The sequence below is a fragment of the Methanoregula sp. PtaB.Bin085 genome, from assembly GCF_002067035.1.
Classification (GTDB): Archaea; Halobacteriota; Methanomicrobia; order Methanomicrobiales; family Methanospirillaceae; genus Methanoregula.
Map to the genome: position 1 here is coordinate 1 of NZ_MVQB01000042.1, position 24,899 is coordinate 24,899.

Here is a 24,899-nt window from a genome sequence, read left to right on the forward strand (position 1 = left end):
CAGCACCAGAGAACTCAGCAATGCGAGAAGCAGGAGTTGAACCTGCGAACCCCTTCGGGAACAGATCTTGAGTCTGCCTCTGTTGGCCACTTAGATATTCTCGCTCAGTATACTGTTGGCATTGGGATGTAAAAGCGTTAACATGGAGGGATCACCAGCTGCCCGCACCATACATCTTTGTATCCGCTGCTTCCATGATCATACGATGTTTACCGGGATCCAGAACAGCAGGTACCGGGATTTCTTTGTCATCCTCCCCCTTATCATCGGGTTTTTGTCCCTGCTCGTGCTTGCGATCAGCGGGATGCTCTCGGGAAGCGTTGAAGAGTTAGTCGTTGCCGGGGCCATGGTTGCCCCCTTCGTCATCCTCGCCCTGCTTGCATACACCGGCGAACAGAACAGCATGGCCCGTTATCTGGCCGTTCTCTGGCTTCTCGGGCTGCTCTTCTGCATCGCAACCATGAGTTTCATATTCAGCCTCGACCCGGCTGCTGCATGGTCGGATGATCCGGATGCCCTTGACCGGTACCTTGAATCCCTGTCTGCAGAAAAAGCAACCGGGCTCCTGCTGGTCCCGTTCGGAACAGCGTTCATCTGCCTGATTGGATTCTCCCGGGCGTTCCGCGGGCTGCTCGCGCGGGTGCTGCCTTTCGACCCGGACTCCTTCATCCACATGGCCGGTCTTGTCTGTATCCTTGCCCTCGTCATGATACCCGTCATTCCGCTCATCATCACCGGCAATGCCCCGTTCCTCAACCCCGCGATGCAGAGAACGCTCGGGATCGGGCTTGAGGAACCGGGATCAACGGTCAGGCTGGATGCATTCATGCTGATCTGGACGGTCATCGGCTCGTTCTTCATGGTGGGTCTCTGGCTGCGCAGGGACCTTTCGTCAACATTCGAACGGCTCGGGCTTGTTTATCCCACGGCGGGACAGGTTGCCACGGGCATCGTCACCGGTATCGTCCTTGTTGCGGTATTCTGGGTTTTCGATGACGCCGTAACAGCCCTCTTTTCAGCATACGGGATCCCGACAACCGACGATACGCTGGTCAACAATCTCTTCCTGGCATCCTTCACCCCGCTTGCCGCAGTCATGGCCTCCGTCTCGGCAGGGCTTGGCGAAGAGCTCTCGATCCGGGGGGTCATCCAGCCGAGATTTGGGATCGTCCTGTCGGCACTTGTCTTTGCATCGCTGCACGCATACCAGTATGCATGGGACGGGCTGCTCGGCGTCTTTCTTGTCGGTATCTGTTTTGGCATACTCCGGAAGCGTACCAACACGACAACGAGCGCCATCTCCCACGGGATCTACGATCTGACCCTGTTCGCGCTGATCATGGCGGGGATTACGACATTGTGATTTCTTCAGAATTTTTCACTGCTTATCTCATGATTTCAGCAGAAAATCTTCAACCCCGCATGTCGAAGAATTGCTGCGCAATTCTTCTCCAACCCCTGGTCTGACAATCTTCGGTTTACATAAAATCCGCAAGCCCCAGCTGCTCCTGCTTCTCTTCACCGAATGTGGAGGTGATGGCAAGGTCGAGCACCTCCATCCGCTGCTTCGTGTACTCGGAGATGTTGTACTTCCGGCACATCTCCCGCGACATCTCGAGGTATTTCTTGACCGAGCCCTCGTGGACGGTGGGGATGATGTTGCCGTTGCAGATGCCCCGGCCTTTGAACTTCGTGCATTTGCCGGCAAGGGGCATCCGGCGGTAACTCGTGTTGCATTTCGTGCACCGGAACTTCTGCTTGGAGAAGGCTGATAGGTTACCCATGAGGTCGCGGAGGAAGTGCGTGGTGAGGACCCGTTCCGCAACGTCATCGGCATCGACGGCCCTGATCATGCCGGCAAGCGTCAGCTCCGCCTCGAGCTTGTCGGTCATTGTCTTCATCTGGGTGTACATGGACTCGAGCGGTCCCGCAGAGATATCCGAGGTATCGTGCGTGAACTGGAATCCCTCGACCGAGGCCTCCGTCCCCACCCTGCTCTCGACCCGATCGATCAGCTTGACGATCGACTTGGGCTCCGCGTATGCAAGGGCGCCGGTATAGACCTCAAGGGGATAATGATCGCAGACATCGACGTTCAGGGCTTCCTTGTCGATCTCGGAGGGATCGATACGGCTGGTCAGGACAAGCGGGGCGTCCATCGACCCTCCCCGGTTCTGGGGCAGGAACGAGCGCGAGAAGTTGATCAGTCCGTCGAGGAGGAGCATGATGCAGTCCTCGTCGCCATCGCACTGGCCGGTGAAGATTCCGTTTGCCACGAGTGTGTGGTCGGTGTCGACCGTCAGGCAATAGACCCTTTCCTCGGGCGCCGGCACGGGCTCAACGGCGGCAACGCGGTCGGACATCACGCAGGTTCCCTCAAAGACAGGGACGGCATCCCCGGCCTTCAGCTCCATAGCACGGAGTTTGCGGAGGTAACTGGTGTCCCAGACCAGCATCGCGTGGTCTGGCGTGACGACCAGTTCCCGGCCCCTGCCCGTCATGATCCGGAGCAGGTGGGCGGGCGAGCGGTGGATGGAGACCGAAGTAACCTTCCGGATGTGGATCATACCGTTCGTGTCAACGGTCCTGACAGCGAATGGTCGTGCGGGGTCCGAGTAGTACGTGCCGAGCCGGTCAATGCCCGGGCGGGAGAGGTCGAAGTTCTCCATCACGAACTTCCGGATCGGGATCTTTGTCCAACGGCGGCCTTCCATGACCTCGATCTCGGTATCGCCAAAGAAGCAGTTCCGCCGTTTCGCGGCATGGAAGAACGGGTGGGCATATCCAACGTTCGCCCGGGTGAACCCGACGATCCGGGCAAGGACGCCGGCGCTCGTGTGCGGGGCCAGGCCGATGACGAGGTGGCCGACCAGGTCGTCAGGGCACTTCACGTTGTAGAACGATTCGAGGCCATAGCATTTGACCAGCAGGTCGTCTATGAACTGTGCAACGCTGACCATATACTCGGCGCAGGAGTCCGAGACAAGAATGTCCTGCGGGTGGAGCTCAACCACCTGCGAGGAATTCTGCAGATCGTAGCCCCGGGTATCCTTCGTATACCCGAGTTCACGAAGCTTCTCCACGGGAACCCGGACCTCCCCGGGGCGGATGTGCGTCAGCGGGAGATCGATCATGTCGAACCGCGTTGTCCCGTCCTTGAAAACCCAGATATTCCGGGTCGCCCGAAGGATCCCCTTCTCCATCGCCTCGACTGTCTTCTCCTTCGAGATGACACCCTTGACGCCCTTGACCAGGGCAACACTGTCCGTCTTCAGCCCGAGGCGTTCCATGACCTTTGCATACTCGGTTTTCACATCGAGGGTCAGCCGCTGGCTGCAGGTTGCCGGGGCATCGCAGCCGGGGCAGCGGGGGAACGTTGTCTCCCGGCCGCACTTCGTGCAGGTAAAGACCGCATCGGTATGCCCCCCGCATTTTTCGCACCGGTTGAGATACCCTGTCTCACCGCACTGCGAGCACCGGCGACGCCCGACCTCAATCTCGATGATCCCCCCCGCCTTCTGGAAATCGAGATCGGTGTTGTCCTGGTCAGTCTCTGCGGTATGAGCGGACGCCGACTGGAACGAGCGCCGGGCACCGCCCGAGTCTCCGAGAGGGAAGAGGACGTGCGGCGGCGGATTCATCTTCCGGGGTTTCGACTTGCCCGGCCGGCCCATGCGCCCGCCGATCCGCGTACCCGACCGGGACCGCATCTTCAGGCCGCTCACGTGCATCACGAGGTCAAGCGGGGCGGCATCCGTTGGGACGCTGTTCCATGCATCGCGTTTCTTCAGGCTATCGTCAAGGCCAAGGCAGGCAGCAAAAGCATGCCAGGTCCGGATTTCGATGCTGCCATTGTCGAGCACAGTGTGAGGGATGAGGAGCAGCTCGAGCGATGCCTTGACAGCGGGATCGGGGGGGATGCGGAGCACGCCGTCAGTGATCGATCCACCGGAAGCAACCGAATCCGCCAGCGCCCGGATCTGGCCGGAGGTAATATCGTCCCAGAACCAGGTATACTCCGGGTAAAGGTATCCGCCGGCGCGGGCCATCGCGAGAGCCTCCTCCTCGTCTTTCGGGGGTTTGACCCCGTCGCCGGCATCCAGCTGCCACCATTCAGCGCAGTATCCCGCGGGGACGAGCGGGTGGTTGTTCTCCAAAAATTCCCCGTACGAGATGAGGATCTCGCCGACGTCAAGGATCTTCTCGATCTTCCCGTTCAGCCGTTTCGCGGTTGCCTCGTCACTGATGCGGAGCACATCCCCGTTCTTCAGCCTCACGGTCGGCCCCTCGATGGAATCGACCGGCACCACGCCGCAGGCCTTGCCCGGGCGCTCGGTCTTCATCTGGGTGCCGGTAGCAAGGAATTCCCCGAGCACGTAGAGCGTTGCCGGGTGGATGCCGGCGGCCGCAAAGCCGGTGTTCCGGCTTCTCCCGTACCGGAGCCGGAACCCGCCCTTGCGCATCGGGTACGAGAAGACCGGCCGGCCTCCGATTAGATCGCGGAGGTACTTGTCGAGCGGTTTGATCCCTGCCGCTTTCTCCCCGTCACCTCCCTTTGCCGCACCGGCGATCAGCTTGTCCAGCCAGTCCCAGCCGGACATCTTCATCTTCTCGACCCGGCCCTTGAGCTTCCGGGCTTTCCCGGCAATCCCTTCGCCGATGACGAGCGCCATGCCGCCACGGACCACGTTCGTTTCCACGCGCTCGAGGTTGCGGTGGCCGGAGACCTCCTCCTGCTCGGTGGCCTCGCCGTCGATACAGACCGGGCAGTTCTCGATGATAAGCCGGATCTCGGCCTCGCTCGGGAGGTACTGGAGGTTCATGATGTTGTTGTACTGCCGGATCTCCTCCACGTACCGTTCGACCTCCTCCTGCCTCGGGATGTAGCGGTTGATCCCCAGTTTCTGGCGCACGTAGTCGCCCACGAGCACCGACATTGCCTGAGCCGTTCCGCCGGCGCTCCGGATCGGGCCCGCGTAGAAGATCATCAGGTACTGGGTGCCGTCGTCGTTCTTTCCGAGGGAAACCTTCGCGATCCCTTCTGTCGGCGCCGAGACAACCCCCTCGGTCAGGAGCGCCATGGCAACGCGGATCGCGTGGTCGAGGACCTCCATAGTGTCCTTCTCGCCGAACTTCCGGGCAACGAAGTCGTCGCCGATGCGGAGCGCCGCTTCCTCGCGGGACATCGTTGCCTCGAGCTCGCGGATCCGGGCGGCCACTCCTTTCACCCCGATCAGGACTTCGACGCGGTCGGCAAGGTCGCTTGCGATCGGGATCTCTACATCGAGCGACGGGTCGAGGCCCTTTTTCCGGGCCTCCTTCGCTATCGCAATGGCGCGGTGCAGTTCGTCGAGCAGAGACTTCTCATAGGCCTGCATCGCGGGCGAGAGCCTGAGCATACCGGTAAATTCTGCGGGGTGGGATTTATGGCTTGGGATTACGGCCGGCAGATGACGGAGGAGTTCGTATGAAAAACAGGAAGGGATTTTCCAGTCAGGCCAGCGGGGTTGCTGTCACGAAGTTTTTTCTTCCTGCACCTTCCTCACCACCTCCGCAAGACCGTTCTCGCCCATCTGCCAGAGGGTGAGGGTGACGCACTGCCGGATTATCTCGTCCGGGTCATCGAGCCGGCGCGTAAGCTGCTCCACTGCAGACTTTCCGATCCGGCAGAGCGCCTGCGCCAGGAATCCCCGGAGCTCGCGGTCGTCACTTGCCATGCCGTCGATTAAATTGTCAACGGCGGGTTCACCGATCTCGCCGAGCGCTGCAGCGGCGTACTTCCTGAACTCACGGTCTGCATTCTTCTCCATTGCCATGATGAGCGGGATAATGGCAGGTTCGCCGATGCGGGAGAGCGCGATCGCAATGTACCAGCGCTCGTCATTGTTCCCGGCATTCGCGAGTGCTTCAACAAGCGGCCGGGCGGCAGGTTCACCGCACTGTTTCAGCGCTGAGACTGCACCGTGACGCCGTTCAATCGCAGGATCTTTCAGGGCTGCTATCTGGCGCTGGATCTCATCGCTCCCTTCCTCCCCGTTGTCGCTATCACAGGACATATGTATTACTGAGATGGGTGCCTGAAGGTGATGGTTGTTTGCGTGTCAGTAAAAAACTATAATCAGGGGAGAGGGCATGAATTTGTTCATTTCGTACCAGGATAAAAAAATGAAAAAGATGCTCTGCAGAACCTGGTGTGAATGGAGAGTCATACCCGACCGATAAAAATCATGTGAAAATCGGAAATTTATGAGGGTTCCCCGCCTCAGGGCCCCTCGCGGGGCACGGCGGGGCCAGAGCAGATTCCAAGAAAACGCTTATTGTAAGCCGCCGCGGGAGCGTCCCCGTGGGGGCGGCGGCACCCATCCCAACAGGGGGTTAGGGGGCATCAGCCCCATCATCATTTTTTTCATGCGACAACCATGTGAATCATCATCTCTGCCTGTATCATTTATCGATGCCATTTTCTGGATCTTTCATCAGGATTTGTGAAGAAACCCTGGTTATCCAATCCCCATCCACGCCGGCACGAACAGAATGACGAAGAAGACCGCCATCAGTGCGAGGCCGAGCGGGACACCGACCTCCGCCCATTCCCGGCTCGTGATCTCCAGCTTGCAGGCCGCGATGATGTTGGGGATGTTGCCCGGGATCAGCATGCCTCCGGCGATGAGGAGCCCCATCAGGGCGCTCACGATCTGCTGGAGGGAGAGCGTGGGCCCGATCTCTGCTGCCGCAAGCGTTGCATTGTCGAGCACAGCCGAGACAATATTCACCCAGTAGAGCCCCGCAGACGGGATGTGGATGATGTAGGCGAGGATGAGCGGCTTGAATCCCTCGCCAAGGAAGATGAGCGCCATGATGAAGAGGTACACCTTTGCAGCCCGGATAACGATGTCACGCAGGGACTCCCGCTCGATGATGCACTCGAGTTTTGTATCGCCGGTGTGGCTCCGCCGGAAGAGGAAGACACCGACGAAACCCAGGGCAATGACCGCGGGGATGATATAGATGGCGAGGTTGTCGAAGAGGAACGTGAAGCCGGCGTTGAACGGCTCCCCCTTGAGTTTCGAGACCACGATGGTTGTCAGGGGTTCTCCAAGAGGGGTGAGGCCGGCGCCGAGGCCAATGGCAAAGCAGGCGACCACGGCAATCTCCACCTTCGCCTTCTTCACCACCGGGAGGGCGTTGACGATCTCGACAAGGATGATAGAGGCGAGGATGGCGGAGATGATACTCGAGACGAGGCCGAGGATGACGATGAGGAAGAAGACGATTGCCGTGAGCGGGAAGCGATCGACGATGCCGATGATCACAGATTCCAGCCTGTGATGGAACCAGTAGATGAGGAGCCCGACAAGGAGAACGATCTGGACAATGCCAACCGGTATGCCAGAAACGGTGGTGATCTTCAGCGGGGCAAGGAGCGCCTCTTCAAGGATCGCAAGGCTCCAGCCGGTTGTCTCGCCGGGGATGGAGGCAAGGCCGGCAATGGTCAGTGCCGCGACCCCGCAGGCGAAGAGGAAGGCCTCGAGGTTGTGCTCGATACATTTCACCCGGAACGGCAGGATGAGGACGACAAGAAAGATGACCAGAAGGCCGCCGTTCACGAGGAGTTCCACGCCGTCCACCACCGTCCCGGCATGCAGAGTGCAGCCGGATTCTTACCAGTTTTTCGCATCCGGGACATTTAATGGGTTTCTTTCCGCCGGTTCCGGACGTGCACCAGTATGAAGGTATAAATACTTCATCGATGGTATAGACCAATTGATCACAAAGGGTCAGGCCAAGAGGTGTGGTGTGGATCGTGGCAAAGGATCTTACGAAAGTTATCAGGTCGTTGCAGACCACGGCCGTTGCCCGGTGCAGGGAACGGCTTGACGAGGCTGCCGCGAGGGCAAAGGACCTGATCAGCAGGAGTGAAGACGACAACGGGAAAACCCCGGCGAACGGGAAACCTGAGTACGGTGTCACGTCGGTACTGAAGCGGAGACACGGCCTGTAGGAGGGAGGAGATGAGGTATGGATGAGACAGAGAAAACGCTGCTGCAGCAGATACGGGAGAAAGAGGAGGAGTACTTAAAGAAGCTGGAGGGGATAAAAAAGGAGACCGACGCGGCGATTGCATCGGCTCAGGCGGAAGCCGAAAGCCTGCTCTGTACTGCCGACAGCGCTGCCAAAACCGAGGCCGAACAGTTCTACTTGCAGGAGAAGGCAAAGATCGAGGCTGAGATCGCAGATCTGAAGCGCACTGCAGCAGCGGAACGCGAATCGGCTGCAGCCAGGGGGGCAAAAAACCTGCCAAAAGCTGTTGAAGCCATTGCCGGTTACGTGATCAGGGAATAAGTGCATCCAGGGGGGAGTTACCATGCTCCAGTCGATGAAACGGATCCAGGTTATCGGGCCAAGAAAAGAGCTGGACCGGGTAGTCGATCTCATGTACCGGACAGGAACGGTCCACCTTGAGAATGCAAGCGAGGAGGTTCGCCCGCAGGAGATCTGCCTGACACCGGTGAAACTGGAGGCGGCGCAGAATATTTCTGATGTGCTGTCCAAGATCCAGGCGATCTTCTCAACGCTCCCCCCGATCGCCGAAGACCAGGAACGCCAGGCCGCCTTCCGCACATCCCTTGCCGAGAAGAGTTACGATCAGATCATCAAACGGGCCCGCGAGGTCATTCAGGAACTCGAAACCACGACCCGGGATCTCTTTGCAAGGAAAAGCGACCTGACCCTTGCCATCACCGCCCTTGACCGGTACGCGAAGGTTCTTGCTATCATCCAGCCGGTGGAGAAGGAGCTGCCGACGCTGGAGGGATTCGAGGTCACGATCCTGCTTATCCAGAAGGAGCATGCCGGGGTAATCGATATCATCAAAAAGGAGATTGCCGCGATCACGCACAACCACTTCGAAATGACCTCGACGAAGGTGGACGAGGAAACCCTTGCAACCATCATGGTCTTTTCAAAGAAGCACTCGGAGGAGGTCCATGCCTTCATCTACTCGGTGAACGTCAACGAGGTCCGGCTGCCCAAAGAGTACACGGGGAAGCCGTTCTTCGAGATGTTCGCCCTGATCGAGGAGCAGAAGCAGAAGAATAAAAAGGAGATCGAGGATATCGACGCCCGCCTCAGTTCCCTGTCATCGGTCTGGTTCCAGGAGCTCGCGGTGCTGAAACGGCAACTGGAGGACATCTATAACGAAGTGGGGGCGTACGCGAACTTCGGGCTCTCTGAATATACATTCGTCATCATGGGATGGATCCCCAAAAAGCACCTCAGGGCCACGAAGAAGGCGCTGGACAACGCGTTTGGTAACCGGGTCGTGATCTGCGAGATACCTGTGACCGAGGAGGACATGAAACACGCCCCTGTCTGGTACGATAACCCGGCCTGGATCAAGCCCTTCGAGTTCATCATGGGTCTTGTCGCGCTCCCGAAATATCACGAGTTCGATCCCTCGCCCATCCTCGCTATCTTCTTCCCGCTCTTCTTCGGGATCATGGTTGGAGATATCGGGTATGGCCTTGTCATCCTTGCCATCGGGTTGTACGTCCGGAAGAAGGCTGAGCCGGGCACGTTCTTTGCGAACATGTCCCGTGTGCTGATCGTTTCATCGATCCCAACCATTGTCTTCGGGTATTTGTTCGGGGAATTCTTCGGGAACTTCGGGGAGCACATGCACTGGATCGAACCGGTGCACCTCCTTGGCATCAGCTGGAACCGGGCGGAAGCAATCATACCGATGCTGATCCTCGCGGTCACGATCGGGGTCATCCACGTCTTCCTCGGTTTATCCATCGGCATGCGGAATGCGTACATAACCAGGAGCAGAAAGCACTTTGCGGAGCGCTCAGGCATGATGCTTGCTATTTCGGGTATCATCCTGCTGCTTGCAGCCGCAGCGAAGGTCATCCCCTCCTATGCCCTGTACATCGGGGCGGGCGTCCTCATCATCGGTTTTATCCTGATTATTTATGGCGCCGGCGCATTCGGCGCCATGGAAGTGATGGGTACGGTGGGCAACATCCTTTCCTATGCCCGCCTTATGGCAATCGGGATGGCGTCGGTGATCCTCGCGATCGTGGCAAACGAAATGGCAGGGGCGTTCGGGATCGCAATCGTCGGCATCGCCATGGCAGTCCTGCTCCACGCGCTCAACGTGGTGCTTGCCATGTTCTCCCCCTCTATCCACTCCATCCGTCTCCATCTCGTGGAATTCTTTTCCAAGTTCTACGAGGGCGGCGGGGTGCCGTACAAGCCGTTTGCCCGCATGCCTCCTGGCGGGGCGGGAAAGAGCGGCTAGTGGATTTCCTTTTTTAAGTTGCTGACTGATCTCAACCAATGCGCTGTACATGGGATGCCGGCCGTACCATAGCCCTGGACCTCAAGGCAATATTATATATACTGCATCAGGGAATTTCCAAGTGCCGATGGAGTGATGGACGATGGCTGAGGAACCAAAACCTGTTCTTGTCCGGGAACGGCTGGAAGTCTGCGAGCTGGATCGCGCCCGGATGTCGCTTCTGAACCCTGCGCTGATAGCGCAGAAGATCGAGGCACGGACGACCGATGAGAATGCCAAACCCCTGCTTGAGATGACGATGAAGGAGGGACTCGAGACGGTATGGGACCGGTTCGAGATGCAGCAGCCACCGTGCAAGTACTGCGAGACGGGGAGCACCTGTTCCCGCTGCACCATGGGCCCGTGCAGGATCATCCCGCCCCACCGCATCCGCGGTGTCTGCGGTGCCGACGCCGACCTGATGGTGGCAAGAAACCTGCTCGATACGATCGCTACCGGTGCGGCTGCCCATTCCGACCATGGCCGGGATATTGTTGAGACCCTGTACCTGGTCGGGTCCGGCAAGACAAAGGACTATGGAATCGCCGACCCGGAGAAGCTGAAGCGGCTCTGCGGGGAGTACGGGATCGATACGGCAAAGAAGAAGCCCGAGAAGCTCGCAGCGGAGCTGGGCCGGGCCATGCTCGAGGAGTACGGGATGGTGAAAAACACCCTGACGCTCCTCAACCGGGCACCGAAGGGCACCCGGGAGGTCTGGACAAAACTCGGGATCGCCCCGCGGGGGATCGACCGCGAGGTGGTGGACGCTATGCACCGGATCCAGATGGGGGTCGGCGCCGATTATGTCAATATCCTCCTGCAGGGGCTCCGCTGCGGTCTCTCGGACGGCTGGGGCGGGTCCATGCTCGGGACGGACGTCTCGGATATCCTGTTCGGGACGCCGGCGCCCCTGAAATCCACGGTCAACCTTGCCGTGCTCCGGGAGGACCATGTCAATATCGCCGTCCACGGCCATAACCCGGTTCTCTCGGAGATGGTCGTGAACGCAGTGAGGGATCCCGAACTCGTTGCGGTTGCACAGAAAAACGGTGCCAAAGGGATCAACCTGGTCGGGCTCTGCTGCACGGGAAGCGAGCTCCTGATGCGCAAGGGTGTGCCGATGTCGGGCAACCACCTGAACCAGGAGCTGGTCATCGCAACCGGGGCACTCGAGGCGATGATCGTCGACTACCAGTGCATCTTCCCGTCGCTCCCGCGGATGGCGAGCTGTTATCACACGCTCATCATCTCCACGAGCCCGAAAGCAAAAATCCCGGGGTCGTACTACTTCGACTTCTCACCGGACAAGGGCTACCTGACCGCGAAGGCGATCGTGCGGATGGCAGTCGAGAATTATAAGAACCGCAATCCCAACCGGGTGCAGATTCCCGGAGAACCCGTTCCGCTCATGTCCGGGTTCTCCAACGAGGCAATCCGGGGAGCACTCGGGGGAACGTTCAAGCCGATCATCGACCTGATCGCGGCCGGGAAGATCCGGGGCGCTGCTGGCATTGTCGGCTGCAACAATCCGCACGTGAAGCACGATTACGGCCACGTGACGCTTGCAAAGGAGCTCATCAAAAGGAACATTCTCTGCGTAGAAACAGGCTGTGCGGCAATTGCGAACGGGAAGGCGGGGCTCCTGCAGCCGGAAGCGGCAGCACTTGCAGGGGATGACCTGCGGGCAGTCTGCGAGTCGCTGAAGATCCCGCCCGTGCTCCACATGGGCTCCTGCGTTGACAACTCCCGCATCCTCGTGCTTGCTGCGGAACTGGGCAATGCCCTCAATGTCCCGATCCACAAGCTCCCGATCGCGGGTGCAGCCCCGGAGTGGTATTCCCAGAAGGCGGTCTCGATCGGGTGCTACTTCGTTGCTTCCGGGGTCTATACTGTGCTCGGTGTGATGCCGCACATTGCCGGCAGCCCGGCTGTGGTCTCGCTTCTGACCGAGGGCCTGAAGGGCGCGGTGAACGCGAGCTTTGCCGTGGAGCCGGACCCGTTGAAGGCGGCGGACCTCATCGCGGCCCACATCGAGCGGCAGCGGACGGGGCTCGGGATCTGAGGTATCCTCTTTTTTCCTGATGCCGGAAGTACTTCCCGGACAGACTGCTTTTTGGGGATTCTTGGAACGTATCTTGTACATGAAAACCGCGACCCGATTTTGATCTGAAATTCGGATCGCGATTTTTCCGGAACGGTTTTTGATCGCGATCGTGATCGCGATTGCAGTTTCAAAATCGTGATCCGATTTTACAATGAAAACCGGGGATCGAGTATGATCTCAAAATTGCTGATCGTTTTTCGTACGAAAATCGGGATCCGATTTTTATGTTCCGTCTGTACTTTTTGTCTGAAAACTGGTTTTCAATCGCGGATCGATTTGCAAATGAAAAACGGGGATCGATTTTGATCTGAAAATCGCAGATCGATTTCTGTACAAAAATCGGATCGCGATTTTTCCGGAAGGGTTTTTGATCGTGATCGCGATTGCGATCTCAAAACCGGGATCCGATTTCAAAATGTACATCGCGGATCAATTCTGAGATCAAAATCGCTGATCGATTTTCGTACAAAACTCGCGAACCTATTGCGAAAAAAATCCTCACCCGTTGTCGATCTTCCCCTTCTGCCATGCAAAGTACAGCCCGGTCGCCATCGATATCCCGAGCAGCGGGATGAGCGCGAGCGTCGGATCCCAGCCTATCCCAAGAACGAGCCAGAAATATGCGGCGATGACAAGGAAATCGATCGCAATAACGACCAGCAGCAGGTTGAGGACGGCTTTCTTCTTCTCTTTGTCCGGAAGCCCCTTTTGTTTCTCAACCTCAGTATTCGGCAGCGCCATGATGAGAGATGCGATGCGGTACTATAGATAATAACCGGAATCACGGAAAATTGTGGAGGGGACCTCACAGGAACGGTGGAGCAGAAGTGTATTTACTGTATTTTTCTGATTCCGCGGTGATCTTCTTCAGTTTCCATCTGAGGAATAATGAGACTGATATCAATACTACGATAACCGGGATGATCGTAATTCTCGGATCCCAGCCAAGAACAAGAGTGAGGTAAAAATATGCAACAGAGCAGACTACAACAATTATCGCCTCGACTATAAACAGATTCACGATTGCGTTTGCATTCTCCCCGTCACTCATTTTCTTTGGCCCATCGTCGACAAACACCTGTGCCATGGAGAGATATTTGCAACAGGATCCCAGAGAAAAAATGCGATTTATTCCGGACGGGGCTCACTTCCTCGCCGCCGCCTTCTTCTCCTTCACGAGCTTCTTCTTCCGCTCGAGGATACTCTTCACTTTCTTCAGCCGGAACAGGTCCTCCCGTTCCCGCTCCTCGATGGCGTTCTTGATGAACTTGGCCTGCGCCTTCAGCTCGGGGATCATGATCTGCTCGAGAGCGTTTACCCGCCGGCGGTTCATCTGGATCTCGGCCCCCAGACGGCGCATCGCAGTTTCGGTCTCTGCGAGTTTCATCAAAAGGTCGATCTCCGCTTCGTAACGCTCGGCCGTCTCGTCGATGCGGGCAGTCGTGGAGATGACCCCGTAACCCCGCTCGAGCATGCTCTTGGAGATCCGCTTCTTCTCGATGACCGGCACCGGGACACCCATGATGTTCTTGCCGGTGATCCCCACCTGGATCGAGCGCCGGGTGGCAAGCCCGGCGGATTTCAGGGTAACGATATCGTCGGTTGCCTGCGCCACGAGGAGGGCCTGGTCGGCGGCCTGCGATACGGCCTCGAGCTCGTCCCGCGATTCGGAGACCGTGGAGAGGATCTTGAAGAACTCCTGGATCAGGGCGTCCATCTTCTCCCGCAGGAGATCGCGGCCCTGCTCGGCGAGGCGAATCTGCGCCTTCTTCTTCATCAGCTCCATCCGTGTGGGCTTGACCTGCTCCATGTCACTCTCCGGCGGGCCTCGCGTGGGCCGGGTGGTATTTCGCGATGTGCTCCCGCTTGATCCGCTTCAGCTCGTCCACGGGCAGGAGCGAGAAGAGGTCCCATGCTATGGCAAACGTCCGCTCGATCGAGCGGTCTTCGTCACCCTGCGTGATGAACTCCTTCTCGAACCGGTCCGCGAACTTCAGGTACTTCTTGTCAAGCTCAGTCAGGGCTTCCTCGCCAACGATGGCGACAAGCCGGCGGAGGTCGCGGCCGTAGGCGTAGGAAGCGTAGAGCTGGTCCGCAACCCCGCGGTGGTCCTCCCGGGTCTTCCCGGGCCCGATCCCGAGGTTCATCAGCCGGGAGAGGCAGGGCAGGGCATCGACCGGCGGGTCGGCACCCCTCCGGAAGAGGTCGCGGGAGAGCACGATCTGCCCCTCGGTGATGTAACCCGTCAGGTCGGGAACCGGGTGGGTGATGTCGTCGTCGGGCATCGTCAGGATCGGGATCTGGGTGATCGAACCCTTCTTTCCCTTCAGCCGCCCGGCCCGCTCGTAGATGGTCGAGAGGTCGGTGTACATGTAGCCGGGGTAACCGCGCCGGCCGGGCACCTCCTCCCGGGCTGTCGAGATCTCGCGGAGAGCCTCGGCATAATTGATCATGTCGGTCAGGATGACCAGCACATGGAGATCGTGGGTGAAGGCCAGGAACTCGGCTACCGCAAGACCGCACCGCGGTGCGGCGAGACGCTCGACCGTCGGGTCGTCGGCAAGGTTCATGAAGAAGACCACGCGATCAAGGGCTCCCGTCCGCTCGAAGTCGCGCTGGAAAAAGGAGGCTTCCTTGTGGGTGATGCCCATGGCAACAAAGACCACGGCGAACTGCTCGCCCTCGCCCAGTACCTTCGCCTGCCGGGCGATCTGGGCGGCGAGCTTGCTTGCAGGCAGCCCTGCACCGGAGAATATCGGGAGCTTCTGGCCCCGGACCAGCGTGTCGAGCCCGTCGATGGCCGACATCCCGGTCTGGATGAAGTCGGCAGGCTTGTCACGGGCCGATGGATTGATCGGCATTCCCGCAATGTCCAGCACCGCTTCAGGGATGATGTCCGGGCGGCCGTCCCGCGCTTTACCGACACCGGTGAAGACCCGGCCCAGCATATCCAGCGATACATTGATCCGGGCCGGCTCGCCAAGGAAGCGGACGGTTGTCTCGTGCGTATCGATGCCCCGGGTGCCCTCGAAGACCTGGACGACTGCGTGCTCCTCCGAGATATCGAGCACCTGCCCGGTCCGCTCCTCGCCGCTGCGGAGCCTGATCTTCACCATCTCGCCGTACGAGGCGCCCCGCACGTTCTCGACAAAGATAAGCGGACCGGAAACATAATCGACCGTCCGGTACTCCCGGGTGACGAGCGATGCCTGCTTCATTTCTCCACCTCCAGTGCAGCGATCTGCTGCGCGATGTCGACCGACATTTTCCGTATCGCATCGATATCCTGCTCATCCTTCATCCTGCCGATGCCGGCCCGGAGCGGAAGCGCCTGGATCTGCCGGAGCGAAACGCCCCGGCTCATCGCCGTGTTCACGCTCTCATAAAACTCCATGATGACTTTCAGCATCTGGTACTGCTTCTCCACCGGGCAGAACGAGTCGGTGTCGCTGTACGCGCTCTGCTGGAGGAAGTCCTCGCGGATCATCCGGGTCACATCGAGGATTGCCTTCTCGCTCTCGGGCAGGGCGTCAGGGCCCACGAGCTGCACGATCTCCTGCAGCTCCACCTCCTTCTGGAGGAGATACATCGCCTTCTCGCGGAGCTCCCGCCAGTCACGGGATACGTTCTTCACGTACCAGTCGCCAATGAAATCGAGGTAGAGGGAGTAGCTTTTGATCCAGTTGACGGACGGGAAGTGCCGGCGGTAGGCGAGGTTCGTGTCCAGAGCCCAGAACGTGCCCACGACCCGAAGGGTGTTCTGGGTGATCGGTTCGGAGAAGTCGCCACCCGGCGGCGATACAGCACCCACGACCGTGACCGACCCGCTCCGTTCCGCCGTTCCCACGCAGATCACCCTGCCCGCCCGCTCGTAGAATGCCGAGAGCCGGGTAGCGAGATACGCCGGGTAACCCTCTTCGCCCGGCATCTCCTCAAGCCGGCCAGAGACCTCGCGGAGCGCCTCTCCCCACCGCGAGGTGGAGTCGGCCATCAGTGCTACATCGTAGCCCATGTCACGGAAGTACTCGGCAATCGTAATCCCCGTGTAGATGGAGGCCTCGCGGGCTGCGACCGGCATGTTGGAGGTGTTGGCGATCAGGATCGTCCGTTCAATAAGGGGAAGTTTCGTCCTTGGATCGATCAGCTCGGGGAACTCGGCAAGAACGTCGGTCATCTCGTTGCCCCGCTCCCCGCACCCGATATAGACGACAATCTGGGTGTCCGACCACTTGGCAAGCGTCTGCTCCGAGACAGTCTTACCGGTGCCAAACCCACCGGGGATCATGGCAGTCCCGCCCTTTGTCACCGGGAAGATGCAGTCGAAGACCCGCTGCCCGGTGATGAGCGGCAGGACCGGGTCGAGCTTCCGTTTGATGGGCCGGGGGATCCGCACGGGCCAGTACTGCATCATGGAGAGGTTTGTCTTCCCGTCGATGGTACAGACCGTCTCCTCGACCGTGAACGAGCCGGATCGGATGTCAGTTACCGTCCCCGACACACCGTGGGGAACGAGGATCCGGTGCTCGAAGTGGTATTCGGCAACGGTTCCGATGATATCCCCGGGAACGACAGTATCGCCCTTCCTGAGCCCGGGCACGAACTCCCACTTCTTCTCCCGGTCAAGACCTGGTGCATAGATGCCGCGGGCAATGAAATCCCCGCTCTTCTCCTTGAGCACGGGAAGGGGGCGCTGGACGCCGTCATAGATAGAAGCAAGGAGGCCGGGGCCGAGCTCCACGGAGAGAGGCTGCTCCGTGTTCACGACCGGTTCTCCGACAAGGAGGCCCGTGGTATCCTCGTACACCTGGATGACCGCTTCCTCCCCCTCGAGCCGGATGATCTCGCCCCGGAGAGCTTCCTCGCCAACCTTTACCACATCATACATCTTCGACCCTTTCATCCCCCGTGCGATGATGACCGGACCGGAGATCCGCAGAATCGTTCCCGTGATCATGTGCCTACCTCTTCAACACGATATTATACCCGATTGCCTTTTTCAGGAGCCGTTCGATATACGTCCGCCGGTCGATCTCCTTCGATTTCGAAGGGAGCGGGATGATCAGCGGGCGGTGCATCTTCTCGATACGGTCCATCACCTTCTCGTCAAGCGAGAGCATGTACTCCTCGTTGACGGCGACGATCCCGATGTCGTCCTTGTACAGGAGCGGTGGGATCAGGGCCCGCGCCTGCCCCGCATCCGCCGCCTCGATAACCTCGGCACCGGTCAGGCGGAACCCGGCTGCCCGGTCGCTGTCGGTGACAACCACGAACTTATACATACACCAGCTCCTCTTTGAGGTTCTCGACCGGGAAATCCGCAGTCTTGCACCGGGAGATGATTCGGATATTCGTTATCTCGTTGTACTTGGCCCAGAAGTACCCGATCACCGATGCCACGCTGAGGGGATCAAGCAGGAATGCTCCGACACCTTCCCGTATGAGATACCGCTCAAGTTCCTTCTCTATCACAGAGATCTTCTGGGTCCGGATCGCGGCCTCGGGAATCCGGGAGAGGAACCGGTACCGGGTCGCAACCAGGGCCCTGACCACGTCATCAATTGCCGGGAGCGTGAGCAGGTGGCGGAGTTTCCGGAGGTCGAACTCCTTCCCGCCGGGGATGATATATCGTTCGGCATCAGCCGGATCTACGCTGTCCCGCACCATCCGGAGGACCGTGCGCAGGTTCACCACGTCGATTTCGAGCGCCAGAAGGTCCCGTATCAGGTTGTTGTTGTACGTCGGGGCTTTCACTGCTGCGAGGGCGTCAGTGTAATAATAGCGGTCGAGCGCGCACTCGAGGATGGCAAGATCCCTGGACTTCCAGAATTCAGCAAAAGATTCCGTCAGGGGCTTTGCATACCGGATCTTCCAGGTCGCGAGAAGGTCGATAACCGACCTGACGTCAGGTTGCTTCAGGAGCTCTTTTAAGGTAACCTCGTCGAGTTCTCCTGCGGGTACCAGGCATTCGAGGATCTCCTCGTTTGTCGTGTGGATATTCTTTCCGCGGAGGATGGTCTTGATGTTCTGGACATCCCAGCGGTGGAGGAAGATTGCGATATACTCCCCGGCCTCCGGTTCCTGCTTCGAGAAGTTCTGGATCTTCCGGAAGGTTCTGATGAAGTTCTGCCGGAGGGCGTTCTCGATGCAGGCTATGCCCGTCGATCTGCCCTTCGCCTCGATGATATCCTCCCGGTAAGGACTGTTCTCGAGATCCGCAATCAGGGACTCGAGGTCGGGTTTCATGATCAGGTCATCAAGGGACCGGCGGGAGAGCAGACGGCTCTTCATGCCCCGCATCCGTGCATTGATGTACCCGTAGTCCATGGTCACTCCCCAAAAAGGATGGCATGGATCTCCTTTCTCTTGAGCTCGCGTACCCGTTCCAGACGGGACTCAACCGTGTTGGAGATCACGATCGAGTTGTCAGGCAGCGCCGCAACCAGACCCCCCGATGTTGAGATATCGGCCCGGATCCCGGGGGATATACGCTGTGCCAGAAGGGTCTGTTTGCACAGCGCCTCGTCCCGCGGGTCGATATGCACAACAAACGCCCCGTTACCCATGGCAGCGGCTGCTTCACGGAGAAGCTTATCAAATACTGCCGGATATTCCGGGTCAGCCCGCAGGGTCTTCAGCCGCGTTACGGATTCGGCAAATGCCTGTTCGAACGCTGATTCCCGGACCCTGATGAGCATCTCCTTCTTTTCTGCTTTTGCGAGGTACAGCAGCTTGTTCCGTTCTGCCGATATAGACCGTGCAGCTTCGTCAAGGTGACCCTGCCGGACCGCGCCGGCCTGCTTCCTTGCACGGGCCCTGATCTCGTCGACAACTGCGGTCTGCCTGTTCCTGAGCTCCTGCTCCTTCTCGTGAGCGCTCTCTTCAACCGATTTCAGCAGGTCTTCGTACGCCACGTTGAATCACCATCCCGGGATACCCGGCACCGCCCAGCCACCCGCACGCTGCAGGGGATCCGGCAGTGCCCGGGGGGTTACCCGGCTATCCCGTCATCAGGAGAATCATCGCCGCAACGACGAACCCCAGGATGACGAGCGTTTCGGGAATGGCTTCAAGGATGATGATCGAACCGGAGGTCTCCGGGCGCTCGGCGATTGCACCTGCACCTGCTGCACCGATTCGTGACTGTGCCCAGCCTGTACCAATGGCACCACCGGCAAACGCGATGGCTGCCCCGATGGGAACTTCCCAACCAACCATGTGCTACACCCTCCTAATGATAGAACCTAACGGGATTCCCATATATTAATGTATGGAGTGGTGCAGGAGTGGTGCAGCCACGGCGCCGGGTTATTCTGCGCGGGGGCCCAGGCCACAGGAAAGGAGGATGGCCTCGGCTGCTGCAAGGGCCCTGTCAGAGAGATGATGCAGGGTTTTTATCTCGTCCCCCAGTGCGATCAGCCGCAGGATATCTGCCCGGGTGAGCGTGGAGAAACAGAACTGCTTCCAGCGGCTGCGTTCGGAGGTGTCCCAGACCTCGGTTATCACAGAGCGGAGCATGGCGCGGTCAGCCGACGTGAGCGTTCCCCATTCTGAATCCGGGGCGCGCCGGACCTTTTCCAGCGCCTCCTCAACTGCCTTGTCCCGCTCCAGCAGGTAGCGGCGTCTTCCCAGGTTGTCTTCGGTGGATGGAGACATGTCTCGCGTGAATCTATTCCGGTGCCGGATGATAAACTTAGTCCCGCCGTCCCGTCCGTAACACGGCACAGAAGAAGGCCTGCAGGAAGACCGCCACAAACTATATGGGGCTGCAGAGGGACTGACTCTTCATTCCTGCAGGAGACAACAGGAGGGAGAACAGATGACGGATGTGTCGCAGGCAGAGATAGGAAGGAGGATGTATCACGTCCACCGGGAGAAGATGGTGGAGAAAGCTGTGAAAATGATCCGGGACGCACTGGGCCCGGAACGGCGGTTACTGACGGAGACGGATATATCCGTTCTCGGGCATGTGCTGCAGTGCACGTGGAACACGATCGACCAGAAACAGTGGGATGCAATCCCCTTCGGCAGGATGAATCTGGACAGTGTCCGCAGGATCCTGTCCCTGGGGGAGGGTGTCGGGCCGGGCCATAACCCGTCGCCGGAAGCGGTGGCTGAGATCCGGAAGATCCTGCTGGCAGCGAAGTGAGCTTCCCGCCTTTTTTCGGGGCGTGGGCGCTGAGACGGTTATTCCGTTGCAACCCGCACGCACTCTTCGGTGGTGCCGATCCGGGCTGCCCCCCCGCACATGTCAGGGACGTACGCGAAAGCACTCTCTTTTTCAATGATTTTGTAGAAAAATGATGAAAAAAGGATGCCCTGACATTTTTATACAAAATCACCAAATAATAAGTATATTCGCAGTGAATACTGAAGTATCACCGTTGTGATGTTACCATGAAAAGGAGTATGTTTGTTTTCAGAATCGCTCTCCTCACCATCCTGGTTACAGTATGCATGTACCCGGTGCTGGCAGATTTCGGAGAAATTCCGGTCCGGGGTGTGATATCGAAAATAGATAAGCCGAATAACACGATTTCAATCAACACTTCAACCGGAGAGCTGACGGGAGAAGTGCCGGATCGTGTTGCACTTGATGTTTTTTTCCTCCTGGAGGATGTCGAGGCGGTATGGAGCAACAGTTCCGGCGGGAAATGGGTCACGATTGCAATCTCAGCCCCCTATTCGCGCAACCCGGCCACTCCATATTTTATCGGCGATCCAACGAAAATCACAATTCCGCTCAGCGGAGATTTTTCCCTCAATATTACCCGGTTCCCCGATTGTTCCCGTTGCAATGGTTCGATCTGTCAGGTCGCCTACGCAAACATCTCGTTGTTCAAAGAGGGGAATATGATATCCGAGATAAGGCATTATCCGAAAGAGAACGCATCCCGTCGGTTTGAGCATAATTTTTCTTATTATGGCCGTTATTCTCATGATGCAGTCTATATCTCGTATGTATATGGCGATATGAGTTCTGAATCGTGCACAGGTGTCCCAAATACGGGTGATTGCCAGCCAAAAGAGGTTGTGGAATACTGGCATTTTACGAATGATACTAGCTTTGCAGTCATGCATCCTGATCCGGCAACCCGGCAATGGTGGGCACTGGAATCTGAACTGGCGCCGAAGGCTGTTAATGGCAGAACCGTCGGTGCAGTAGAATACCATTTTGATCGTGTTGGCCATGATCCCGGTTTGCTCCTGACTCCCGGATACAGGTGGATGGTGATACTTCTCTGTCTTACCGGATTGGGATTACTCGCCCTCGCCATACTTGTTCGGAAGGGGAGAAAATAATAAACGGCATGCTTTCACAGCCCGTAGCCATTTCCGGACTCTGAAAGCAGGGGGAAGGATAGTATCGCAATCCGGAATGGGATATTTTTTATTCCGTCGCTACCCGTACGCACTCTTCGGTCGTCCCGATCCGGGCAGCCCCCCCGCACATGTCCGGCACATACGCGAGCGCCTTGCCGCTGTTCACCATGATACCCTTATACCGCTCCATGACCGGCGAGACCACCATGCAGGTATCGGCATAGACCTTTGCCCCGCTTTTCTCGATCGCCTCCACGGTCTTCCGGTTACGGTCGATGACTCCCTGCGATGCAAAGACATAGAGGGGCATCTTCACCCGTTTCCCTTTGAGGAGGCGGGCGATGGCGGTGAGTTCTTCGGGCGAGCAGTGCGGGCAGCCGACGGCAACGGCCTCGACCGGCACATCTTTGAAGAGTTTTTTGATCTCCGCTCCTTCAACGGTGATCGTCTCGAGGCCCGCAATATCGTACTTGTTCTTCTTCGCTTCCGGGGTGACTCCATCAACGTGATAGAGGGCGACCGCGCCGGTCGCTGCCATCGCGGCCCCCAGCGCCTTCAGCCCGTCCCGGTCCGGCCGGATACCGGTGAAGAACGGGATGCGGTTCCCGACCAGTTTCCCGGCATGGTACCCGAGCGCCCCGTAATCCGCGATCGTCCATCCTGCGGTATCGGCTCCGACGGCAATGACCACCTGCGGCTTCCGGTTCGCCGGCAGGTGCAGGCCGTAACAGGGGGTCTTCCCTGCGAGAGCCGCGGCAAGCGCACCCGGCCCGCCCTCGCGGTTGGTCCGGGCGCCGATAACCGAATTTGCGTAACTGACCGCAGAGGACTCCGACCATGCGATATGGTCACCGAACGAGGTCTCCCGCAGGTAGTACGGCGTGCAGGTGCACTCGAGCGCGATCCCGAGCCGTGAATAGGCGGCGACAACCGCCTGCTGCTTTTCCGCAAAGTCCGGGTCAACGCCCATCTCCCGCCAGCGCCCGCGGGGCATGCCGATGGGGTTCAGTACGGCAGGTATAACCGCTTTTGCATCGAGGCTGGAGAGCCATTCGAGGCCGTATTTCCCGATCGTCTTGTAAGACGCCCCGCTCACCTGGGCGCTCTTAATCGGAACGAGCCGTTCCGCGCCGAAGACCTTGCCGAGCGCCACGAGAAGCTCAAGCATCTTCTGCTTCGTCTCGCCCTGTTCACCGGCAAGGATCCGCTCATCATCTGGTTCGAGCTGCATCGTTCACCACGTTGCCCGGGTGAACTCCGCCTCGCGACCGAGCACCATCGTTGCATCGACCCCGATTTTGACATTGGTCCCGTCCTCGAGCTGGCATGGGTCGAGCGAGGATCCCCGTACACCGGTGATGACCATGACGTCCCGGTCGCCGCTGACGCGGGTCGCGATCGCGTATTCCACATCGTACGGGTCTTCAGGATTGATATCCTCGTCCACCACGACCACGTGCTTGAGCGAGGTGTGGGCGGCGAAGGCCGCCATGATCGCGTTTTTGGCATCGCCCTGCGTGCTTTTCCGGATCTGGATCACGGCGTGGAGGTACCCGCAGCCACCCTTCGTGAGAACGACGTTCCGGACTTCGGTAACACCGGCCACGGCCTTGTAAATTTTCGGCTCATACGGACAGCCCATCAGGATCTTGTGCTCGTCCCCCCCTGGCAGGATCCCGTGGTAGATGAAGTCCGGCTTCGTGTACATGCCCGTGAACTCGATGATATGCTGCATACGGACCGGGTCGTAGGTACCGGTGATGTCCACGAACGGCCCTTCGCCGGTCGTTTCAGCGGTGATGTAGCCCTCGAGCACGATCTCGGCATCGGGAACGCGGACGCCGTTCCGGCACCTCTTCACTTTCAGTTTCCCGCCCGTCAGCTCGGCGGCAAACGGCAGCTCCATCCCCGCGGGAACCCGGGTACAGCTCGCGAAGGTCACGGCAGGGTGCGTCCCTATCGTCACCGCGATGGGGAGTTTCTTCCCCTGAGCAAGCGCTTTCTTCAGCATCACGTGCGTGTGCCGGCCCTCAACGAGCCGGGCCACTACACGATGATCGTCCAGCACCTGCATCCGGTGGATCGAGGCGTTCTCCACGCCGTCCCAGCAGGAGAAGACAATGCCGGAAGTGAAGTATCGGCCTGCATCCTTCGGGAAATGGTGGAGGATCGGGAGCTTCGACAGGTCAGGCTTCGTCATCTTCAGCGTACCATCGTCGATGATCTTCCCGTCATACTTTGCGTCGGCAAGGGTCTTCACGAGCTTCTTCTCGTCAATACCGAGGGCAAGAGAGAGGGCCCTGCGGCTTGCGGTCATGTTCATGACCGCCCGGTGGCCGTCCAGGTTGTGGAAGAAGAGAAGCCTGTCCGTCCCCGCGGCCATTTTCGCTGCCTTCATGTCGTCCGAGGCCATCGCTTTCTTTACATCCGTGACGAGCCCTGCCTTCCGCATCGATTCGATAAACTTACGCATCTTCACCACCCCATCGCTGCCCGAGATTGTGATCAACCCCGAGATGGTCGAGTACGCGGGCGACTACCATATTCACCAAGTCGTCAATTGTATCCGGCCGGTTGTAGAACCCGGGGCTTGCAGGCATGATCGTTGCCCCCGCCTCATGGGCGGCGAGCATATTCTTGAGGTGAATCTTCGAGAGCGGCATCTCGCGGGTGACGAGGATGCAGGTCCGGCCTTCCTTAAGGCAGACGTCCGCTGTGCGGGTGATGAGGTTGTCGGCATACCCGTTCGCGATCGCCGCGAGGGTCTTGGAACTGCACGGGATCACGACCATGCCGTCATACCGGTGCGACCCGCTCGCGATCGAAGCGAAGAGCTTGTCGTTCGCGTGGTACTCGGCTTTCAGGCCCCTGAACGAGACACCTTCGTGGGCAGCAATCTTTTCTGCCACCTCAGAGACAATGAGGTGGACCTTTACATTCTTACAGAGCACCTCGAGCAGGCGCCGGGCATAGATCGCCCCGCTTGCACCGGTCACCCCGACAACGATCTCTTTTTTCATTTCTGCCGCTCTCCGGTCGTATGAATGTCGGAGCGCGGGGGAAAAAGAGTTTGTGTATCGGAGAGGTCCGTCAGGACATTGACGACGGGAAGAGACCAGGGGTTTATAAAAA

At 58.8% G+C, this 24,899-nt stretch carries 23 protein-coding genes; 7 read left to right on the forward strand and 16 right to left on the reverse strand.

The features are described 5' to 3' along the window. Positions 1-205: 205 nt before the first annotated feature. Positions 206-1,363 carry a CPBP family intramembrane glutamic endopeptidase gene (locus A4E33_RS08730; RefSeq protein ID WP_292347317.1) on the forward strand — a complete coding sequence of 386 codons (1,158 nt, stop codon included), beginning with the start codon at positions 206-208 and terminating at the stop codon, positions 1,361-1,363. Positions 1,364-1,478: 115 nt separating this feature from the next. Here the strand turns inward: A4E33_RS08730 and A4E33_RS08735 are convergent, their stop codons facing one another. The 3 genes from A4E33_RS08735 to A4E33_RS08745 all read right to left on the reverse strand — a co-directional run bounded on the left by A4E33_RS08735 (position 1,479) and on the right by A4E33_RS08745 (position 7,628). After that, positions 1,479-5,399: a DNA-directed DNA polymerase II large subunit gene (locus A4E33_RS08735; RefSeq protein WP_292347319.1), complete on the reverse strand. Its 3,921-nt coding sequence runs from the start codon at positions 5,397-5,399 to the stop codon at positions 1,479-1,481. A gap of 114 nt (positions 5,400-5,513) precedes the next feature. Further along, a complete protein-coding gene (locus A4E33_RS08740) occupies positions 5,514-6,056 on the reverse strand; it encodes a HEAT repeat domain-containing protein (RefSeq protein ID WP_292347320.1) in 543 nt (180 codons plus the stop codon). A gap of 444 nt (positions 6,057-6,500) precedes the next feature. Next, positions 6,501-7,628 (reverse strand): DUF1646 family protein, encoded by a 1,128-nt coding sequence (locus A4E33_RS08745; protein ID WP_292347321.1) that lies wholly within the window; start codon positions 7,626-7,628, stop codon positions 6,501-6,503. A gap of 176 nt (positions 7,629-7,804) precedes the next feature. On the opposite strand from A4E33_RS08745, the gene A4E33_RS08750 reads away from it, so the two are divergent. The 4 genes from A4E33_RS08750 (at position 7,805) to cooS (ending at position 12,404) form a co-directional block, all read left to right on the forward strand. Next, positions 7,805-8,002, forward strand: coding sequence for a hypothetical protein (locus A4E33_RS08750; RefSeq protein WP_292347323.1), 198 nt, complete (start codon positions 7,805-7,807; stop codon positions 8,000-8,002). A gap of 17 nt (positions 8,003-8,019) precedes the next feature. Then, positions 8,020-8,343 carry a V-type ATPase subunit subunit G family protein gene (locus tag A4E33_RS08755; RefSeq protein ID WP_292347325.1) on the forward strand — a complete coding sequence of 108 codons (324 nt, stop codon included), beginning with the start codon at positions 8,020-8,022 and terminating at the stop codon, positions 8,341-8,343. Positions 8,344-8,365: 22 nt separating this feature from the next. Beyond that, entirely contained in the window at positions 8,366-10,303 is a 1,938-nt protein-coding gene (locus tag A4E33_RS08760; protein WP_292347327.1) for a V-type ATP synthase subunit I, read from the forward strand. 142 nt (positions 10,304-10,445) lie between these two features. Then, complete coding sequence (cooS, locus tag A4E33_RS08765) at positions 10,446-12,404, forward strand: anaerobic carbon-monoxide dehydrogenase catalytic subunit (protein ID WP_292347329.1); 1,959 nt, start codon at positions 10,446-10,448, stop codon at positions 12,402-12,404. A 540-nt stretch (positions 12,405-12,944) separates the two neighbouring features. On the opposite strand, the gene A4E33_RS08770 is transcribed toward cooS, so the two are convergent. The 10 genes from A4E33_RS08770 to A4E33_RS08815 all read right to left on the reverse strand — a co-directional run bounded on the left by A4E33_RS08770 (position 12,945) and on the right by A4E33_RS08815 (position 20,099). After that, positions 12,945-13,187 (reverse strand): hypothetical protein, encoded by a 243-nt coding sequence (locus A4E33_RS08770; protein WP_292347331.1) that lies wholly within the window; start codon positions 13,185-13,187, stop codon positions 12,945-12,947. A gap of 64 nt (positions 13,188-13,251) precedes the next feature. Continuing rightward, positions 13,252-13,533 carry a hypothetical protein gene (locus tag A4E33_RS08775; protein WP_292347333.1) on the reverse strand — a complete coding sequence of 94 codons (282 nt, stop codon included), beginning with the start codon at positions 13,531-13,533 and terminating at the stop codon, positions 13,252-13,254. Between the two features lie 57 nt (positions 13,534-13,590). Beyond that, positions 13,591-14,256 (reverse strand): V-type ATP synthase subunit D, encoded by a 666-nt coding sequence (locus tag A4E33_RS08780; RefSeq protein ID WP_292347335.1) that lies wholly within the window; start codon positions 14,254-14,256, stop codon positions 13,591-13,593. A 1-nt stretch (position 14,257) separates the two neighbouring features. Then, positions 14,258-15,664, reverse strand: coding sequence for a V-type ATP synthase subunit B (locus A4E33_RS08785; protein ID WP_292347337.1), 1,407 nt, complete (start codon positions 15,662-15,664; stop codon positions 14,258-14,260). Beyond that, positions 15,661-17,400, reverse strand: coding sequence for a V-type ATP synthase subunit A (locus A4E33_RS08790; RefSeq protein WP_292347339.1), 1,740 nt, complete (start codon positions 17,398-17,400; stop codon positions 15,661-15,663). The genes A4E33_RS08785 and A4E33_RS08790 overlap by 4 nt, the downstream gene beginning before the upstream one ends. A gap of 4 nt (positions 17,401-17,404) precedes the next feature. After that, complete coding sequence (locus A4E33_RS08795; RefSeq protein WP_292347340.1) at positions 17,405-17,725, reverse strand: V-type ATP synthase subunit F; 321 nt, start codon at positions 17,723-17,725, stop codon at positions 17,405-17,407. Next, positions 17,718-18,770: an ATP synthase A1 subunit C gene (gene ahaC, locus A4E33_RS08800; RefSeq protein WP_292347342.1), complete on the reverse strand. Its 1,053-nt coding sequence runs from the start codon at positions 18,768-18,770 to the stop codon at positions 17,718-17,720. The genes A4E33_RS08795 and ahaC overlap by 8 nt, the downstream gene beginning before the upstream one ends. Positions 18,771-18,772: 2 nt before the next feature. Beyond that, positions 18,773-19,357, reverse strand: coding sequence for a V-type ATP synthase subunit E (locus A4E33_RS08805; protein WP_292347344.1), 585 nt, complete (start codon positions 19,355-19,357; stop codon positions 18,773-18,775). An 85-nt stretch (positions 19,358-19,442) separates the two neighbouring features. Beyond that, the gene (locus A4E33_RS08810; protein ID WP_292347346.1) at positions 19,443-19,661 is read right to left on the reverse strand and encodes an ATPase; all 219 of its coding nucleotides are present in this window, start codon (positions 19,659-19,661) and stop codon (positions 19,443-19,445) included. A gap of 90 nt (positions 19,662-19,751) precedes the next feature. Continuing rightward, positions 19,752-20,099, reverse strand: a complete 348-nt coding sequence (locus tag A4E33_RS08815) for a hypothetical protein (protein WP_292347348.1) — start codon at positions 20,097-20,099, stop codon at positions 19,752-19,754. 163 nt (positions 20,100-20,262) lie between these two features. Here A4E33_RS08815 and A4E33_RS08820 point away from each other — a divergent pair, with 163 nt between their 5' ends. Together A4E33_RS08820 and A4E33_RS08825 are read left to right on the forward strand one after the other, a co-directional pair. After that, a complete protein-coding gene (locus A4E33_RS08820; protein ID WP_292347350.1) occupies positions 20,263-20,592 on the forward strand; it encodes a hypothetical protein in 330 nt (109 codons plus the stop codon). 248 nt (positions 20,593-20,840) lie between these two features. Further along, entirely contained in the window at positions 20,841-21,746 is a 906-nt protein-coding gene (locus tag A4E33_RS08825) for a hypothetical protein (protein ID WP_292347352.1), read from the forward strand. Positions 21,747-21,834: 88 nt separating this feature from the next. On the opposite strand, the gene A4E33_RS08830 is transcribed toward A4E33_RS08825, so the two are convergent. Genes A4E33_RS08830 through A4E33_RS08840 form a run of 3 tightly spaced genes read right to left on the reverse strand, consistent with a single transcriptional unit; the run spans position 21,835 to position 24,787 of the window. Continuing rightward, a complete protein-coding gene (locus tag A4E33_RS08830) occupies positions 21,835-22,998 on the reverse strand; it encodes an aconitase X catalytic domain-containing protein (RefSeq protein WP_292347355.1) in 1,164 nt (387 codons plus the stop codon). A gap of 3 nt (positions 22,999-23,001) precedes the next feature. Next, on the reverse strand, positions 23,002-24,240 hold the full coding sequence (locus tag A4E33_RS08835; protein WP_292347357.1) for a UbiD family decarboxylase: 1,239 nt from the start codon (positions 24,238-24,240) through the stop codon (positions 23,002-23,004). After that, entirely contained in the window at positions 24,233-24,787 is a 555-nt protein-coding gene (locus A4E33_RS08840; RefSeq protein WP_292347359.1) for a UbiX family flavin prenyltransferase, read from the reverse strand. The genes A4E33_RS08835 and A4E33_RS08840 overlap by 8 nt, the downstream gene beginning before the upstream one ends. Between the last annotated feature and the right edge of the window lie 112 nt (positions 24,788-24,899).